Source organism: Paenibacillus sp. NPDC057967 (genome assembly GCF_042887015.1).
GTDB lineage: Bacteria > Bacillota > Bacilli > Paenibacillales > Paenibacillaceae > Pristimantibacillus.
The window spans coordinates 216,352-234,011 of sequence record NZ_JBHVQB010000004.1 but is presented as its reverse complement, the minus strand read 5'-3'; the positions used below and the strand labels follow the sequence as shown (position 1 = coordinate 234,011).

Annotated in this window: 17 protein-coding genes; 15 read left to right on the top strand and 2 right to left on the bottom strand. The window is 51.1% G+C overall.

What is annotated here, in order from left to right; genetic code table 11:
• The first annotated feature begins 13 nt into the window (after positions 1-13).
• The 5 genes from ACFVSO_RS11455 to ACFVSO_RS11435 all read left to right on the top strand — a co-directional run bounded on the left by ACFVSO_RS11455 (position 14) and on the right by ACFVSO_RS11435 (position 6,409).
• Positions 14-721 (top strand): GNAT family N-acetyltransferase, encoded by a 708-nt coding sequence (locus ACFVSO_RS11455; RefSeq protein WP_387473373.1) that lies wholly within the window; start codon positions 14-16, stop codon positions 719-721.
• 7 nt (positions 722-728) lie between these two features.
• Complete coding sequence (locus tag ACFVSO_RS11450; protein ID WP_387473371.1) at positions 729-1,403, top strand: GNAT family N-acetyltransferase; 675 nt, start codon at positions 729-731, stop codon at positions 1,401-1,403.
• 116 nt (positions 1,404-1,519) lie between these two features.
• Positions 1,520-2,182: an MBL fold metallo-hydrolase gene (locus ACFVSO_RS11445; RefSeq protein ID WP_387473369.1), complete on the top strand. Its 663-nt coding sequence runs from the start codon at positions 1,520-1,522 to the stop codon at positions 2,180-2,182.
• A gap of 92 nt (positions 2,183-2,274) precedes the next feature.
• Positions 2,275-3,798: a glycine betaine uptake BCCT transporter gene (locus ACFVSO_RS11440; protein ID WP_387473367.1), complete on the top strand. Its 1,524-nt coding sequence runs from the start codon at positions 2,275-2,277 to the stop codon at positions 3,796-3,798.
• Between the two features lie 574 nt (positions 3,799-4,372).
• The gene (locus ACFVSO_RS11435; protein WP_387473365.1) at positions 4,373-6,409 is read left to right on the top strand and encodes an endonuclease MutS2; all 2,037 of its coding nucleotides are present in this window, start codon (positions 4,373-4,375) and stop codon (positions 6,407-6,409) included.
• 30 nt (positions 6,410-6,439) lie between these two features.
• Here ACFVSO_RS11435 and ACFVSO_RS11430 read toward each other — a convergent pair whose 3' ends face one another.
• A complete protein-coding gene (locus tag ACFVSO_RS11430) occupies positions 6,440-7,078 on the bottom strand; it encodes a thiamine diphosphokinase (RefSeq protein WP_387473363.1) in 639 nt (212 codons plus the stop codon).
• Positions 7,079-7,295: 217 nt separating this feature from the next.
• On the opposite strand from ACFVSO_RS11430, the gene ACFVSO_RS11425 reads away from it, so the two are divergent.
• From ACFVSO_RS11425 to ACFVSO_RS11415, 3 genes are all read left to right on the top strand, one after another.
• On the top strand, positions 7,296-7,958 hold the full coding sequence (locus ACFVSO_RS11425; protein ID WP_387474257.1) for a trimeric intracellular cation channel family protein: 663 nt from the start codon (positions 7,296-7,298) through the stop codon (positions 7,956-7,958).
• 5 nt (positions 7,959-7,963) lie between these two features.
• Positions 7,964-8,458 carry a low molecular weight protein-tyrosine-phosphatase gene (locus ACFVSO_RS11420; RefSeq protein WP_387473361.1) on the top strand — a complete coding sequence of 165 codons (495 nt, stop codon included), beginning with the start codon at positions 7,964-7,966 and terminating at the stop codon, positions 8,456-8,458.
• A gap of 438 nt (positions 8,459-8,896) precedes the next feature.
• Complete coding sequence (locus ACFVSO_RS11415; RefSeq protein WP_387473359.1) at positions 8,897-9,409, top strand: hypothetical protein; 513 nt, start codon at positions 8,897-8,899, stop codon at positions 9,407-9,409.
• On the opposite strand, the gene ACFVSO_RS11410 is transcribed toward ACFVSO_RS11415, so the two are convergent.
• Positions 9,388-10,125: an alpha/beta hydrolase gene (locus tag ACFVSO_RS11410; RefSeq protein WP_387473357.1), complete on the bottom strand. Its 738-nt coding sequence runs from the start codon at positions 10,123-10,125 to the stop codon at positions 9,388-9,390. The genes ACFVSO_RS11415 and ACFVSO_RS11410 overlap by 22 nt on opposite strands.
• A gap of 283 nt (positions 10,126-10,408) precedes the next feature.
• Between ACFVSO_RS11410 and pdhA the strand changes: the two genes are divergently transcribed.
• The 7 genes from pdhA (at position 10,409) to ACFVSO_RS11375 (ending at position 17,489) form a co-directional block, all read left to right on the top strand.
• Positions 10,409-11,476, top strand: coding sequence for a pyruvate dehydrogenase (acetyl-transferring) E1 component subunit alpha (gene pdhA, locus ACFVSO_RS11405; protein WP_387473355.1), 1,068 nt, complete (start codon positions 10,409-10,411; stop codon positions 11,474-11,476).
• Positions 11,477-11,496: 20 nt separating this feature from the next.
• Complete coding sequence (locus ACFVSO_RS11400; protein WP_387473353.1) at positions 11,497-12,474, top strand: alpha-ketoacid dehydrogenase subunit beta; 978 nt, start codon at positions 11,497-11,499, stop codon at positions 12,472-12,474.
• A 39-nt stretch (positions 12,475-12,513) separates the two neighbouring features.
• Complete coding sequence (locus ACFVSO_RS11395) at positions 12,514-13,794, top strand: dihydrolipoamide acetyltransferase family protein (protein ID WP_387473351.1); 1,281 nt, start codon at positions 12,514-12,516, stop codon at positions 13,792-13,794.
• A gap of 3 nt (positions 13,795-13,797) precedes the next feature.
• Positions 13,798-15,213, top strand: coding sequence for a dihydrolipoyl dehydrogenase (gene lpdA / locus ACFVSO_RS11390; RefSeq protein WP_119799704.1), 1,416 nt, complete (start codon positions 13,798-13,800; stop codon positions 15,211-15,213).
• A gap of 204 nt (positions 15,214-15,417) precedes the next feature.
• Complete coding sequence (locus ACFVSO_RS11385) at positions 15,418-15,906, top strand: acyl-CoA thioesterase (protein WP_387473347.1); 489 nt, start codon at positions 15,418-15,420, stop codon at positions 15,904-15,906.
• Between the two features lie 122 nt (positions 15,907-16,028).
• Complete coding sequence (locus ACFVSO_RS11380; RefSeq protein WP_387473345.1) at positions 16,029-16,985, top strand: thymidylate synthase; 957 nt, start codon at positions 16,029-16,031, stop codon at positions 16,983-16,985.
• An 18-nt stretch (positions 16,986-17,003) separates the two neighbouring features.
• Positions 17,004-17,489: a dihydrofolate reductase gene (locus tag ACFVSO_RS11375; RefSeq protein ID WP_387473342.1), complete on the top strand. Its 486-nt coding sequence runs from the start codon at positions 17,004-17,006 to the stop codon at positions 17,487-17,489.
• Positions 17,490-17,660 lie beyond the last annotated feature (171 nt).

The window sequence follows — 17,660 nt, the reverse complement described above, 5'->3', positions numbered from 1 at the left end:
AGGAGCTTCGCGAATGAACAAGCAGCTGTATGTCTGGCACAACGGTAAGCCAGTAAAAGCAATCATCCGCAATTATTCGGAACGGGACTTTGATGGACTTATGGATGCACAGAAATTAAGCTTCCCGCCGCCATTCCCCGAGGAGCTGCTATGGAATAAGGAACAGCTTGTCGAGCATGTCAGCCGCTTCCGCGAGGGAGCGCTATGCGCAGAGGTTGACGGCCGTATCGTCGGCTCTATGACCGGTCTAATTGTTGATATGGGCGAATACGGGCATGAACATAGCTGGGAATCGGTCACGGATAACGGCTATATCCGCAATCATCGTCCAGACGGCAATACGTTGTACGTCGTCGATATATGTGTTATCCCGGAGTACCGTAAGACGGGCCTTGGCAAATGGCTGATGCAGTCCATGTACGAAACGGCCGTACAGCTTCGGCTGGAGCGTCTGCTTGGCGGAGGCCGCATGCCGGGGTATCGGGCCAAATCGCTGGAGGCGACTCCGCAGCAATATGTCGAGAAGGTGCTGGCAGGAGAATGGACGGACCCGGTCATCTCATTCCTGCTGCGCTGCGGCCGCGTCCCGGTCGGAATTGCGCAGAATTATCTGGAAGACGAGGAATCTCTTCATCATGCGGTTATTATGGAATGGCGCAACCCGTTTCGGAACCAATTGTCAACTAACCAAACAATCAATCAACAAGCAGAATCGGAGTGACGAACTTATGTTAACCTACCATCGCATTACCTCGATCGACGATCCTTATTTCAAGCCGTTGCACGAGCTGCTCGGCTCGATCTTTCCGCCAGAGGAAGTGTTGGCTTACGAGCTATGGAGAGAGCCGCTGCTGGATGAAAGCATTCATGTCTACGTAGCGTTGCATGGAGAAGAAGTTGTCGGCTCCACGGAATACCGTTATTATCCATCGCTTCGTGTCGCGATGACCGACTTTACGATTATTGGCAAGCCGTCTCTGGGCGTGGGCCGATTCCTGATGCGGAGCCGTCAGCGTGATCTGGAACGGTTGGCCAAGGAGTCCGGCACGGAGCCGATCGGCATGTTTGCGGAGATCTATGATCCTTACCGCGCAGCATCCCATGAATTCGGCGGTGTATCGCCAATGAATCCGTATGTCCGCAGAGAAGTACTTTCTCATATGGGCTACAAACGTCTTGATCTCTCGTATGTTCATCCTTCATGGGATCATGAAGGCCAAGCAGTCACGGAGCTTGACCTTGGATTCCTGCCGCAAGACGAGACGGCAGACGAGATTGACGCATCACTTGTCGTCACTTTCCTGACTGGTTATTATTCGGCGCTGCCGAACAAGCCTGAGGCTTGGCTGGCGATGATCGACAATCTGAAAGGCATGAGCAAGGTCCGTCTGCTGCCTCTATGACGACCATCACATTCCGCGGAACGGGGGACTCACAAGGGGTTCCCCGTTCTTATTGCGATTGCGGCGTATGTTCGGAAGCGCGAGCAACAGGCAGCAATCGCAGGCTTAGACCATCCTTGCAAATCGCGAATCTTGAAACCGGGACGACATGGATAGACTGCGGTCCCGATTGGGGAAGCCAGATGGAGAATGCCGGGCTTCGCGCATTGGATCGGATGCTGATTACCCATGCACATTATGATCATATCGGCGGATTGCCGGAATGGTATGACGCATGCAGGTGGACGGATCAGGTTGGACAGGCCTATTGTCCGCCGGAGGTAGTCCCAGACATTACTTCAAGATTTCCGTGGATCATGTCGCGAATTCGCTTTATTCCGATGGAGCAGCCACTAGTGCTCGGACAATGGAACGTCCGATGCTTTCGCGTTCATCACGGCCGCAATGGCTATTCCTATGCCTTCGAGTTCGTCCATACGGGGAACGGATACCGCTGGATCTATTGCCCGGATGCCATTGATATGACCGAACAACAACAAGCCCCTTTTTATGGAGCGGACCTCGTCCTATTGGGTGCCAGCTTCGTCAAGGAGCCATACCCGCTGGAGACACGCTCGATCTATGATGTGGAAGAAGCAGTAGAGCTATTTGAGCGATGGAAGCCAGACCAGATGGTTCTGACTCATATGTCCCATGACATTGATGTAAATGTGAGGAATACGATGCCGGAGGGTGTACAGTTCGCGAGAGACGGCATGACGATAAAATTATGCGATTGATCAGGGTTGCCAGGGATGTGAAAAACATGCCAGGCAACCCTATATTTTTGCGTTCAGCGGGATATGCTATGGCATAAAAGGGGGCACATGTCATGGTTTTCCGGCTATCCATCATCATTGTTTCTTTGTTTGTGCTTTGGGGGGCTTTGCAGCCGGATCAGCTATCGTCTGTCGCCAATGTCGTATTTGATTTCACCATTGCGAAATTCGGCTGGTTTTATTTGCTGTCGATGTTCGGCTTTTTGATCTTCTCGTTTGTGCTGGCCTTCGGCAAATATGGCAGCTTCAAGCTGGGAAGCGATGATGACGACCCTGAGTATTCGCTGCTGTCCTGGTTCTCCATGCTGTTCAGCACGGGAATGGGCATCGGGCTCGTATTCTGGGGTGTGGCGGAGCCGCTGTCGCATTATTTGGTGCCGCCGGAGGGACTGGCTGGAGGAACGCCTGAAGCGGCCAGAATCGCGATGCGGTATTCATTCTTTCATTGGGGACTCCATCCATGGGCGATCTATACGATCGTGGGGCTAATACTTGCTTATCATCAATTCCGCAAGGGTCGCAAGGGCCTCATCAGCATCACGTTTCTGCCTATCCTGGGCGACCGGGTATACGGTCCGATCGGGAAGAGCATTGATCTGCTGGCCATCATTGCCACCGTATTCGGCGTAGCGACCTCGCTTGGCCTTGGGGCTCTACAGATTAACGGCGGGCTGAACGCGTTGTTCGGCATGTCCACGACGACGGGTACGCAGATATGGATCATCATCGTGATGACCTTTTTATTTATGGCGTCAGCGATGTCGGGGCTTGACCGGGGCATCAAGATTTTAAGCACGGCCAATTTGATTGTGGCATTCTGCTTGCTGCTTTTTGTTTTTTGCGTAGGTCCAACCGCGTTTATTCTGGATACGCTAACGAATACGCTTGGCTCGTATGTGCAAAATTTAATCGGCATGAGCTTGCGGCTGTCTCCATTCTCGGAGAGTAAGTGGATTGGCAACTGGACGCTTTTTTATTGGGCATGGTGGATTTCCTGGACGCCATTCGTGGGAACATTCATCGCCAGAGTATCGAAGGGCAGAACAATCAAAGAGTATGTTCTTGGCGTATTAATTGTACCAAGCTTGCTTGGTTTCTTGTGGTTTTCCGTATTCGGGGGCACGGGTCTGCATATGGAGCTGCTCAAGCATATACCGCTTGCTGCCGCAGCGGAGAATGATGTTACCTCCGTCTTGTTTCTGCTGCTGAATCAATTGCCGCTTGGCCAGATTGCTTCGGGAGTCGCAACTCTGCTTATCGTAGTCTTCTTTGTCACCTCGGCGGATTCGGCGACATTCGTATTAGGCATCTTGTCACAGGATGGCGATCCTAATCCGAAAGCAAAGGTGAAGCTGGTGTGGGGTGTAATGCAATCGACGATTGCAATCGTGCTGCTCCTGAGCGGCGGATTAAACGGCTTGCAGACGGCTTCTATTGTGACTTCGCTGCCTTTTGCTGCGATCATCGTCGGCATGTGCTTCGCTTTAATCCGCTGTCTGCGCGATGAGGAGAAGGTGCGCCGTATCCGGGAGCGCAAGCGCCAACGGAAGCTGGATGAGCTGATTGATGATATGTAAATATGCGCATGTACGTTCGGCAGAATGACAGAGGCTGCGCTCGTCGGCATGAGGCATGATTAGCATGCTAGTGTGGACATTATGAAAAGGACTAGTGATATCAGATATAGGCTAGTGCAGATAGTCGATCGATGACTTGACACGAGGCAGCCTTTTTTATACGATAAGAGGGAATAAGCATGACAAAGGGGAAATTTTAATGATTACCGGTGTTCTTAACTCGTAATTGGATATGATCAGGACGAAAGCGGCTTCTTGGTGCAGTGATGCACAAGGGCTGATTTATGTTTAGCCACGGCTTATCGCGATTTTTAATTGCGATAGGTAAGGCTTATTTTGTCATCTGATCCCATGAGTTGAGAACATGAGGATTTCCGCCCACCATGCTATAGGGATGAGGCCAAATCACCGTGCTCACTAGCACGGTTTTTTTATACCCATTTTTTGAGCTGCGCCGCATTGGCGCGGGTTATTCGGGTATAATTGGCTTCATTTGTTATAAGGCAGGAACGGAACGCGCTCGCGTTTTCGTTGCTGCCTTTTTTTATGCTCATTTTGAAGGAGGAATCAAGGAATGAATGAATCAACGCTCAGGAAATTGGAGTATGACAAGATCAAAAAAATGACGGTAGAGTTGACCGTTTCGGACGCAGGCAAGCGACTGGCGGAGGGGATGAAGCCAAGCTTGTCCAAAGCGCAAATCGAGGCATGGCAGACCGAGACGTTCGAAGCTTCCGAGCTGCTCGGAAGCGGCGCAAGCATTCCCTTGTCCGCGATGGAAGGAATTGAAGCGTTCCTGGTACTTCTGGGGAAAGGGAGAAGCTATAATGAGGGGGAGCTAGAAGCGCTAGCCGTATGGCTTGCCTCGGTCGCCCAAATGAAGAGGTATATGCGCGGGAAGATGCATATTGCTCCGACAATTGCGTCATATGCCGAATCGTTGGATGACTGCAAGACTCTTCGCGAAGAGCTGGGAAGATGCATTCGGTATGGCAGGCTGACGGATGAAGCAAGCCCCGATCTTGGGTATGTTCGCAGGCATATCTATTCAACCGAGGATAAGATTAGCCGGAAAATGGACCATTCCCTAAGTAAGTACCGCAGCTCGCTGCAGGAGAGCATCGTCAGTAAACGAAGAGACCGATTCGTGCTGGCAGTGAAGCGTGAGCTTCGCAAGCAAGTGCCGGGAACCGTGCTGGATGAATCGTCCAGCGGCCAGACGCTCTTTATCGAGCCTGCCGATGTATCGGAGCTTCAACAGGAGCTGGCTGAATGGCGGGCGGCGGAGGAGCGGGAACGCATGGTTGTGCTGGCTCAGCTCTCCCAATTAGCGGAGGGTTACGCCCACGCGCTAGAGACGGACGCTCAGGCGATGGCGACCTTTGATTTTATTATGGCCCGCGGCAAGCTGGCTCGCAATTATGAAGGACAGCGTGTGACGCTGAGCGAGCAGCCTGTCATATGGTTGAAGAGTGCAAGACATCCACTGCTGGGAGCGGGCAGCATGCCGCTTGATGCGGAGCTCGGCATGCGCTGGAAGCAGCTGATCATAACAGGACCAAATACGGGAGGGAAGACGGTATCCCTCAAAACAATGGGCCTTCTCGTGCTCATGGCGCAATCCGGTCTGCTTATACCGGCCGAGGAAGGCAGCGTACTGGGTATCTTCCGTCATGTCATAGCGGATGTGGGTGACGGGCAAAGCTTGGAGCAATCGCTTAGCACCTTCTCCTCGCATATTGCCGTACTAAAGGAAATGTTCGATGTCGCCGACGCCAGATCGCTGCTATTGCTGGACGAAATGGCGGCTGGCACCGATCCGTCGGAAGGAATCGCGTTATCTATTGCTGTGCTGGAAATGCTGCTGGAGAGAGGCTCTCTTGTTGGCGCGACTACACACTTCAATGAAATTAAATCGTTTGCCGCGCGCACGCCAGGATGCCAGAATGGCCGTATGGCTTTTGATCCGGCTACGCTTAAGCCGCTTTATCGGCTTGAGATTGGCGAAGCCGGTGACAGCCATGCATTCGCCATTGCCAGACGGTTCGGATTGCCGGAGACAGTCATGCTCCGTGCGGAACGGCTGTTAACAGGCAAGAAGGAGCAGATGTCGAGCGCCAAGGTCATGGATGAAGGGATTAATCAAAGAAGTGCCGACATTGAAGCGGATATGAATGAGCAGAAGACCGCAGCATGGATCAGACCACATGATGCTACGGGGCCATCCGAAGCAGCTAGACCAGTTACTATTCCGTCGCTTGCTAGGCAGCCTCTACCGCTAGGGGCAGATGCGCAGAGTGAAGCTTCGGCATCCAAGCCAAAGCGGCGTGTGTTCCAAAAAGGGGATTCCGTGTGGATCTATCCGCTGAAGCGGGCAGGCGTCGTTTACCAGCCGGCAGACGAGAGAGGAAATGTCATTGTTCAGGTGAAAGGGGAAAAGCTAAGCTTTAACCACAAGCGTCTGAAGATGTACATCGCCAAGGAGAAGCTGTATCCTGGTGAAATCTACGATCTGGATATTGTTTTTGAATCCAAAGAACATCGAAAGATGCGCCATGAGATGAGCCGGAAGCATGTTGAAGGGTTGGAAATTGTTCTGCCCCCAGAATAGGGGGCAGATTGTGGTCAGTCCATGTTTGCGTTAGTCGCGGCTTCGGATGACTAGAAGTCTGCCATTTCGCACTTCAATCTTGCCTTGCTCAGCCTTCATGACGTTGCTGATGCCTAACGATTGCCCGATGGTAAGCGTAGCTTCGTTCAGCGGGTATTGGAAGCCCGTAAGCGTAATACCGGTTACTTGTTCGGACAGGGGCAGAAGGGATACTTGCGGATGGTGGCCGCGCTGGAACAGGGTTGTTTTCGAAATGAGACAAATTTCATTATGCTCGTCTACGATTGCAGCTTCTATGCCCAGTTCATTAGCAAGTGCCAGCAGATGCACATTCGCGAGTGAGTGGTCGAAACGCGTTCCGAGTGCGCCTAGCAGAAGCAAGCCGTCAGGTTTCATGTCCAGTGCCAGACGGAAGGCCATCTCGGTGTCGGTGTAGTTCTTGTCTATGGGGTCACAGGAGATGGTATTGCCGCTGCGTTCGCGGATCAGCTCCATCTCCGATTCTGTGACAGAATCGAAATCGCCAATGGCGATATGAGGTGCGAAGCCGTTCGATATCAGATAGATGGCGCCGCTATCCGCGCCGATCAACGTATCGGAGGGTGTAATATGCTGAAGAGCCCAGGGCCCTAAATTTCCTCCGGCGAAAATAATGATGCGTTGCTGCATGAAAGGTACTTCCTCTCTGGCCTATGAATAAGGGTCGAGTGTCCGCAAGAGGTGGACACGACTCTCAGTATATCGTTTCCCGCTGAATTCGACAATGTGCTCAAAAATTGTCGTTGCGATTAGAGGGAGCCGGATATAAAATGGGTATGGACGCATGGTGCTTGCCATGCATAACGGACGGGAAGCGGGGATATCGGCAGTGAACTTGACCATGAGCATGGACATTTTCAATGTATTCAGCTTAATCGGTACAATTGCCTTTGCGGTGAGCGGCGCGGTTGTGGCGATGGAGGAAGAATACGATATTTTGGGCGTATACGTGCTTGGACTCGTGACGGCTTTTGGAGGCGGGGTGGTGCGGAACCTGTTGATCGGTGTTCCGGTAACGACGCTATGGAGCCAAGGTTATTTGTTCATGACGGCGCTCTCGGCTATGACCATTGCCTTTATTCTGCCGGTCAGGTGGATATTGCGGTGGAGACGAAGCGAAGCCTTTTTCGATGCGATCGGTTTGTCGGCGTTTGCCATTCAAGGCGCATTGTATGCGACCAAGATGGAGCATCCGCTTAGCGCAGTGCTTGTTGCCGCTATGCTCACCGGTATTGGCGGCGGGATTATCCGCGACGTCCTGGCGGGACGCAAGCCGCTTGTCTTAAAGGATGAGATCTACGCGGTATGGGCCATGCTGGCTGGTGTGGCGATCGGACTTGGCTGGTTTAAGTCGACAATCGAGCTGCTGGCGTTATTCGTGATCATTATTACATTCAGGATGCTGTCGGTTTACTACAAATGGAAGCTTCCAAGAAGGTCGCTTAGAGGTGCTTTTAGCGCATCGGAGCAAGCGGCCATTCGGAAGTTGAAGCATAAGAAAGGAGAATAATAAGTATGGACCACAACGTTCGAGTATTATTCGTATGTCTTGGCAACATATGCAGATCGCCTATGGCGGAAGCGGTGATGCGCAAGCTGGTTGCAGAGAAGGGGCTGGAGGAACGTATAGCTGTTGACTCTGCTGGAACAGGAGATTGGCATATTGGCCGTGAGCCACATGAGGGTACTCGGGGTGTGCTTGACGCCCACGGCATCACGTATGTCGGCATGAAAGCTCGGCAGGTCATCCCGCAGGACGCGGCTGACTTTCACTATATTGTCTGCATGGACCGGAAAAATCTAAAGGATGCGCACGAGATGATGGAGAGCGCTCTCGGACAGCAAGCTGCAGGGAAGCTGTTCACATTCATGGAGCTGATTCCAGGCAGAGGCGTGCCGGATGTGCCGGACCCGTATTATGAAGGTAACTTCGACTATGTGTATGAGCTGGTTGACGAAGGATGTCACGCTTTGCTCGATAAAATTAAGGCGGACATGGGCTGGTCGTAGGTTAGGGTGTGTGTGTTTGACTGCGGTGTGCCTGTACTATTCTGTATTCGTTGGTGGAGGGTGCACTGTACTTGATATAGGTGTAATTTAGAGGTATCAGAGTACTGTATGGATATAGGCGTGATTTACAGGTATCGGGTTTCTGAACTGGCTGGATGTGTAATGGACAGATATCGAAGTGCTGTATGGAAATAGGTGTGATGTACAGGTATCGGGTGTTGAACTGGCTAGATGTGTAATGGACAGATAGATGGGATGTACTTTGCTGATAGTAACTTTCGTGCTCGAATGACACTCTGTCCCCGTATCCGTACTTAACCTAATTAATAAATATGGTCTTCCTAGTGTAGCGTCTCGTCTTCATTCCGCTTTAAACCGATGCAAATTGAAGGGCTGCTCCGAAAGTTATGCTAATTAACTTCTGGAGCAGTTCTTTTTGTGTACATATGGCAAAGGGTTGATGCGAAAGTAGCCGCTGAGCATGCTGCAAGCCGAGAAACTCGGCTTAGAGAGCCGAAAGTAGCCGCTGAGCATGCTGCAAGCCGAGAAACTCGGCTTAGAGAGCCGAAAGTAGCCGCTGAGCGTGCTGCAAGCCGAGAAATTCGGCTTAGAGAGCCGAAAGTAGCTGCTGAGTGTGCTGCAAGCCGAGAAACTCGGCTTAGAGAGCCGAAAGTAGCCGCTGAGCGTGCTGCAAGCCGAGAAACTCGGCTTAGAGAGCCGAAAGTAGCCGCTGAGCATGCTGCAAGCCGAAAAACTCGGCTTAGAGAGCGGGAAGTAACCGCTGAGCGTGCTGCAAGCCGAGAAACTCGGCTTAGAGCGGAGAAAGCAGCCAACGCATCTGCACTAATTCTAGAAAAAGGGAGCTACAAGACTCAACCAGCCTTGAAGCTCCCTTATTCAAATAAGCGAGTGGCGCTAACAATCGCCACCTACTCCACTTCTATAAAGTAACGCAGCGCTTGCGGGATCTCCTTTTGCCAGAAGCCCCATTGATGCTTGCCGTCTTTCTCTTCATAGAAGATGTTGGCGCCCTTGTGCTCCAGCAGGGCACGCGTGTTGCGGTTCAGTGCGACGAAGTCGTAGACACCGCGGTCTGTCTCATAAGCGTCTTCCTGAAGGCCAACGATCATATAAATGTCCAGCCAGCTAAGATCGAGGGCGTTGCCTACTATGCTCTGAGAGCTGGCGTAGAAAGCGCCGGACATCGACATTACTCGTGTAAAGAGCTGTGGATACGACAACGCCAGATGCAGCGAGACCGTACCTCCGAGCGAGTCGCCCGCTAACACCCGGTGCTCAGGCTCGCGACGTACCGGATATTTCTCTTCAATAAAAGGCACAAGCTCCTCAGCGAAAAAGCGGAGGTAAGCTTCATGACGATTACCGTCCGCCGCGTATTCCTCAGTGCGCACTTTTTTGTCGACATCAACGCCTACTATAATGAAAGGCTCCAGCCCTTCATCCAATATCAGCTGCGTCGCCGTCGTCGCTACTCGGCCAAAGTTGAAGAAATCCTCTCCATCCTGACAATAGATAACAGGATAGCTTAGCACTTCATTATAGCCCGGCGGGAGAAATACGCGCAGATTGCGCTGCCCTTCGGCCAAGTAACGGCTGTCTACCGTTTCCTTCAAAATCGTTCTTTTCAAATAGCGTGCATCAGTCATGCTCAAAACTCCTTATCTGAATTGAATGGATTACCGTTGTTGTGGGTAAACAATAGTAAGGTGTATACGGGAAATGGGGCGAAAACAAGCTGTTGTATTATGCTGTACTACTAAATTTCGGACGCTGTAGCATATACAATTCCTTAACAGAATGGTTAGAATAAGCGAAAAAACAACGGTTTTTTTGTTTTTTGCTTTGACCATTTTCATTAAACAGGGTTATAATAATTCTATAACAGAGGTACCCGATTTTCAAATATTTCGATTGAGGTGAGCGTTCAAAATGAGCAAACTGCCATACGAAGTTCAAACGGAACCGGTTACGCCGCTATCTGTATTGTCACTCGATGGAGACGTAATTAATCCGGATCTGATGCCGGATTTGACTGATGAGCAACTGAAAGAAATTATGTATCGCATGGTATTCACACGCACATGGGACGAGCGTGCCGTTAACCTGGGCCGCCAAGGCCGTCTTGGCTTCTATGCTCCTGTATCGGGACAAGAGGCTTCGATGATCGGCAGCGAATACGCGCTGAACAAAGACGATTTTATCTGCCCTGGCTATCGTGACATGCCTCAGCTAGTATGGCATGGCCTGCCTCTGTACCAGGCATTCCTATATTCCCGCGGTCATCAACACGGCGGTCAAATTCCTGAAGACGTGCATGTTCTCATGCCGCAAATCATCATCGGCGCTCAGATTCTTCATGCAACTGGCGTAGCGATGGCATTCAAGAAAAAAGGCGAGAAGCGCGTTGCGATTACGTACACGGGCGATGGCGGTTCGTCGGAAGGCGACTTCTACGAAGGCCTGAACTTTGCAGGTGTGTTCAAACTGCCTGTTATCTACGCTGTACAAAACAACGGCTACGCGATTACGACACCTTTCGAGAAGCAAACAGCTGCGTTGTCGATCGCTCACAAAGCGGTTGCGGCTGGCATCAAAGGCGTGCAAGTTGACGGCATGGACGTTCTTGCTGTTATTAAAGCCGTTAGAGACGCTGCTGAACTGGGACGTAACGGTGAAGGCGCGACATTAATCGAGATGCTGACTTACCGTTTCCGTCCTCACTCCATGGCGGATGACGCGACGAAATACCGTACGAAGGACGAAGAAGCAGAATGGGCGCTGAAAGATCCGCTGACCCGCTTCGGCAAGTTCCTGGAGAAAAAAGGCCTTTGGACAGAAGAAGATACAGCCCGCGTAAAAGAAGAAGCAAAAGCAGCGGTTAACGAAAACATCAAAAAAGCGGAAGCAGTAGAGAAAATGACTGTTGCCGGCTTGATCGATACAATGTTCGAAACAACACCGCAATACTTGGAAGAGCAAAAGGCTGATTTTCAATAAAAGGGGAGGATGAAACGATCATGGCTCAAATGAATATGCTTGAAGCGATTCGCGATGCGATGCGCGTAGAACTGAAACGTGACTCCAACGTGCTCATCTTCGGTGAGGATGTAGGTAAAGTCGGCGGTGTATTCCGCGTAACGGAAGGCTTGCAGGAAGAATTCGGAGAAGAGCGCGTATTCGATACGCCGCTGGCTGAATCCGCAATCGGAGGTTTGGCAGTAGGTATGGGCGTGCAAGGCTTGCGTCCAATCGCCGAGATCCAATTCGTAGGCTTCATTTACGAAGCACTTGACCAAATGTTCATCCAGGCTGCGCGTATGCGTTACCGTTCCGGCGGTCGCTACAACGCACCAATCGTATTCCGTACGCCGTTCGGCGGCGGTGTCAAAGCAGCTGAGCTGCATACGGATTCCCTGGAAGGTCTGGCTGTACAGACTCCTGGTATTAAAGTGGTTATTCCATCCAATCCATACGATGCAAAAGGTCTGATGATCTCCGCGATTCGCGACAACGACCCGGTATTCTTCATGGAGCATCTGAACTTGTACCGTGCATTCAAAGCTGACGTTCCAGAAGGCGAATACACCGTTGAGATTGGTAAAGCAAACGTGGTTCGTGAAGGAAGCGACGTAACGATCATCGCTTACGGCATGATGGTTCATACAGCGGTGAAAGCAGCAGATGAGCTCGAGAAGCAAGGCATCAAAGCGGAAGTGATCGACCTTCGTTCCCTAGTGCCGCTTGATATCGATACCATCGTGGCATCTATCCAAAAAACAAACCGTGCAATCGTCGTTCAAGAAGCGCAAAAAACTTCCGGCGTAGCTGCTGAAGTTATCGCGCAAATCAACGAAAAAGCGATTCTGCACCTGGAAGCGCCAGTGCTTCGCGTAGCGGGTCCGGATACGGTATATCCGTTCGCTCAAATCGAAGATCAATGGCTGCCTACGCCAGCACGCATCGTGGCTGCGGCTCAAAAAGTTATCAATTTCTAATTTAATGGACGGAACATTTTTTAAAGGAGGTTATGATCGGTGGCTAAATTCGAATATCGATTCCCAGAGCTAGGCGAAGGCCTGCATGAGGGCGAAATCATCAAAGTGCTGATTAAGCCGGGCGCGACAGTGACGGACGATGACATTATTATGGAAGTACAAAACGATAAAGCTATCGTCGAAGTACCTTGCCCGGTTAACGGCAAAGTGCTGGAAGTATTGGTGAAGGACGGTCAGGTATGCCATGTTGGCGAACTGGTAGCTGTAATTGAGGCGGAAGGCGACCTTCCTGAGCAAGCGACTCCTGCTGCGGCTGAAGAGCCGAAGAAGGAAGAGGCAGCTCCTGCAAGCGCACCTGCTGCAGCTCCTGCTCCTGAAGCTAAAGCAACGAACACTCAAGTATTGGCAACACCAAGCGTACGCAAATACGCTCGCGAGAAAGGTGTAGACCTGACTCAAGTGAGCGGTACAGGCAAAAACGGACGCATCACGCGTGACGATGTGAACGGATTCGGCGGAGCACCTGCAGCTGTAGAAGCGGCAGCGCCTGCGGAAGAAAAAGCAGCTTCGGCTGGCGAGGCAAAAGCAGCAGCTCCAGTAGCGGCTGGCACACCTTACCGTCCAGAAGAGCGCGTACCGTTCAAAGGTATCCGCAAAGCGATCTCTAATGCAATGGTGAAGTCGGTTTACACGGCTCCGCACGTAACGATCATGGACGAAGTAGACGTTACTGAGCTGGTTGCCCTTCGCTCGAAATATAAGCCATACGCAGAGAAAAAAGGCTCCAAGCTTACGTATCTGCCGTTCATCGTGAAGGCCCTGGTAGCGGCTTGCCGCCAGTTCCCAATCATGAACTCCACGCTGGATGAGCAAAATCAAGAAATCGTATACCGCAAGTACTACAACATCGGTATCGCTACCGATACGGACAACGGCTTGATCGTTCCGGTTATCGAAGATGCTGACCGCAAAAACATCTTTATGGTTGCTGACACGATTCGTGATCTGGCTGTACGCGGCCGCGACGGCAAGCTTGCTGCGAACGAACTGAGAGGCAGCACGATTACGATCTCGAACATCGGTTCCGCAGGCGGCATGTTCTTTACTCCAGTTATCAACTTCCCTGAAGTTGCGATTCTGGGTACAGGCCGCATCTCCGAGAAGGCGATTGTACGCGACGGCGAGATTGTAGCAGCACCTGTTATGGCATTGTCCCTGAGCTTCGACCACCGTCTGATTGACGGCGCAACAGCACAAAACTTTATGAACTATATCAAACAGTTGCTGGCACAGCCTGAGCTGTTCATAATGGAGGTCTAACAAATGGTAGTTGGAGATGCTTCCTTAGATATTGATACTCTAGTCATTGGCGCAGGTCCTGGCGGTTACGTAGCCGCTATCCGCGCAGCACAGCTTGGTCAAAACGTATTGGTCGTAGATAAAGAGTATGTCGGCGGCGTGTGCTTGAACGTTGGCTGTATCCCGTCCAAAGCGCTGATTTCGGCAGCTCACCAATATGAGTCTGTAAGCCACGCTTCCGCTTTCGGTATCGAAGTGGGCGAAGCGAAGGTTGACTTTAGCAAGGTGCAAGAATTCAAAAACGGCATTGTGAAGAAGCTGACTGGCGGCGTTGCTTCGCTGCTGAAAGCGAACAAAGTGCAATTCTTCCAAGGCGAAGTGATGTTCATTAACGAAAACGAAGCTCGCGTATTCAACGATCAAGAAGCGCCGCGCTATCGTTTCAAAAACTGCATCATCGCGACTGGTTCCCGTCCAATCGAGCTGAAGGCGTTCCCTTACGGCGGACGCATCGTGTCCTCGACAGGCGCATTGTCGCTGCCTGAAATTCCGAAGAGCCTTGTCGTAATCGGCGGCGGCTACATCGGTATCGAGCTTGGCCAAATGTACTCCAAGTTTGGCACGAAAGTAACGGTAATCGAAGGTTCCGATTCCGTACTTCCAGGCTTCGACAAAGATATGTCTTCCATCGTTGCGAAGAAGCTGAAAGCGAAAAACGTAGACATCGTAACAGGCGCTCAAGCGAAAAGCGCAGAGCAAACGGATAAAGATGTAACAGTTACCTACACAGTAGGTGACAAAGAGGAAAAAGTAACAGCGGACTACCTGCTTGTTACGGTTGGCCGCCGCCCGAACACGGATGGCGAGCTTGGCCTTGACCTGATTGGCGTGAAAACAACAGATCGCGGTCTGGTTGAAGTTGACCAACAATGCCGTACCAGCATTCCGCACATCTTCGCAATCGGCGATATCATCGCAGGACCAGCGCTTGCGCACAAAGCGATGTACGAAGGCCGCGTAGCGGCTGAAGCGATCGCAGGACAACCAAGCGTGATCGATTACAAATGCGTACCGGCTGTATGCTTCTCCGATCCGGAATGCGCAAGCGTAGGCCTGAGTGAGAAAGAAGCGAAGGAGCAAGGCCACAACGTGAAAGTGGGCAAATTCCCATTCGCTATCAACGGCCGCGCAATGTCGCTTAACGCTACAGAAGGCTTTGTGAAGCTGGTAGCAGACGCTGATTCCGGTCTGGTACTGGGAGCGCATATCGTAGGCCTTGAAGCTTCCAACATGATCGCTGAGCTTGCTCTGGCAATCGAGATGGGCGCAACACTTGAAGATATCGCACTGACAATCCATGCTCACCCAACTTTGGGCGAGATCGTATTGGATGCGGCTGAAGTTGCACTTGGCCATCCGATCCATACGGTTGCTAAGTAATTCACTTAGCCGACTTGATCTAAATTAGCTTGAATGAGAAGCCTCGCTGGCCTTTAAGGCACAGCGGGGTTTCTTTGCGTTCACAACAACCTTCACATGTATGGCTTTGCATGAATTTCATGCGGTTTCCTTTGCCTATCGCTTTTTGCATATATTATAATGAAGAAACAAAATGCGCAGATGATGAGAAGGGGCTGAATCAGCATGAATCAAGAAGAACAAAAACGATCGAGTGAATCACGAACGATTATGACGCAGCTCATTTTCCCTTTGGATACGAATCATTACGATACCATGTTCGGCGGCAAGCTGATGGAGTATATGGATAAGGTAGCCGCGATTGCGGCCATGAGACATGCGAGAACAAGAGTGGTGACGGCGTCAACAGACAGCCTTGATTTTCTTGCGCCGATCAGGGTCGGCGAAGTCATCGAGGTGGAGGCGTTCGTTTCTTGGACGCATCGCAGCTCCATGGAAATTTACGTCTCCGTCACGGCGGAGAATCTGTACGCTGGGACGCGTGCGGTTACGGTGACCGCCTTTTTCACTTTTGTTGCGCTCGGTGAGGACGGCAAGCCATGCCCGGTTCCTTCCGTTGTACCGGAGAGTGAATTGGAGCGCCAGCTGTTCGCCACAGCGCCAGATCGGCATCAGCTGCGCAAAAAACGGAAGAAAGACAGGCTGGGCAACTAATTACAAGTAATGTTATAATAATAGTTATTTTGCGAAAGAAAGCTTGCTTTAAGAGATAGAAGCACAAGCTTTTCGTATAGAATGACGTCGATGATGGCGATTATGATAAAGGAGGGTCTCCTATGAGCACGAGTGAACAGGCTTATTTGCAATTATTAAGGGATGTGCTGCAGGGTGGCGTCCGCAAGGAAGATCGTACAGGGACCGGGACGATCTCCACGTTCGGCTATCAGATGAGATTCCCGCTCAGCGAGGGCTTTCCGCTTCTGACGACGAAGCGTGTACCCTTCAAGCTTGTAGCGAGCGAATTGCTTTGGTTTATTAAAGGGGATACGAACATCCGCTATTTGCTTCAACATAACAACAACATTTGGAATGAATGGGCATTTAAGCGCTGGGTAGAGAGCGAAGCTTATTCGGGACCGGATATGACGAATTTCGGATTGCGCTCCCAGACGGACTCGGCATTCGCCGCCCAATATGAAGGGCAGATGGAAGCGTTCAAGGAGCGTATTTTGACCGATCCCGATTTTGCAGCTCAATATGGAGAACTAGGCAATGTCTATGGGAAGCAGTGGAGAGATTGGAAGACGACTCAAGGCGGAACCATCGACCAGCTTAAGGATGTCATCTCAACGATTAAGAGCAACCCGGAATCCAGAAGGCTTATCGTATCGGCCTGGAATCCTGAGGATGTGCCGACGATGGCTCTTCCGCCATGTCATACAATGTTCCAGTTCTATGTGTCTGAGGGCAAGCTCTCTTGCCAGCTATACCAAAGAAGCGGTGATATTTTCCTGGGTATTCCGTTCAATATCGCGAGCTACGCGCTTTTGACGCACCTGATCGCACATGAATGCGGGCTGGGAGTAGGCGATTTTGTTCATACGCTTGGCGATGCCCACATTTATTCGAACCATATGGAACAGATTGAGATTCAGCTGTCCCGTGATCCGAAGCCGCTGCCGAAGCTGCTATTGAATACGGACAAGCAATCGGTATTTGATTTTGAAATGGAAGACTTGATGCTCGAAGCTTACAATCCGCATCCGTCGATCAAAGCACCCGTAGCGGTGTAAGGGGAGGAGGAACAGACGATGACGATTACGTTAATAGCGGCAATGGACCGGAACCGGGCTATTGGTGTCCGCAACACTCTTCCTTGGCGCTTGCCTGGAGACTTGGCGTATTTCAAGAGAATGACGACAGGCAAGACCGTGCTAATGGGCAGAAAAACGTTCGAATCGCTCGGCAAACCGCTGCCGAACCGGCGCAATGTCGTCCTCTCTCGCCAGACGGATTTGCATCTTGAGGGTTGTGAAGTGATTCATAATCTGGAGGATGCGATACAGATGTTCGGAGAGGAAGATCTCATGATTATTGGCGGTGCGGAGATCTATGCGCTGGCCTTGCCTCATGCGGATCGGATATTGTTGACCGAAGTGGAAACGGAAGTCGATGAGGCGGATGCGTATTTCCCGGTATTTGATGAGAGTGCATGGAGACTTGCCAGCAGCGAGTTCAAAGCGAAAGATGATCGGAATCCCTATGACTTCACATTCCAAAATTATGAACGCATCTAAAATAGAGCGTGTTAAAGCGGCTGATGTACGAACAATATGTCATAAAGTGCAAATGATTGTACGGATAGTCCATTAACGTGATCATTAGAGGAATGCTAGCATGTTATAATAAGTCACCGGATTTGGCACAGCACGCTGTGTTCAATAATATATGGATTCCCGCAAGTGGTC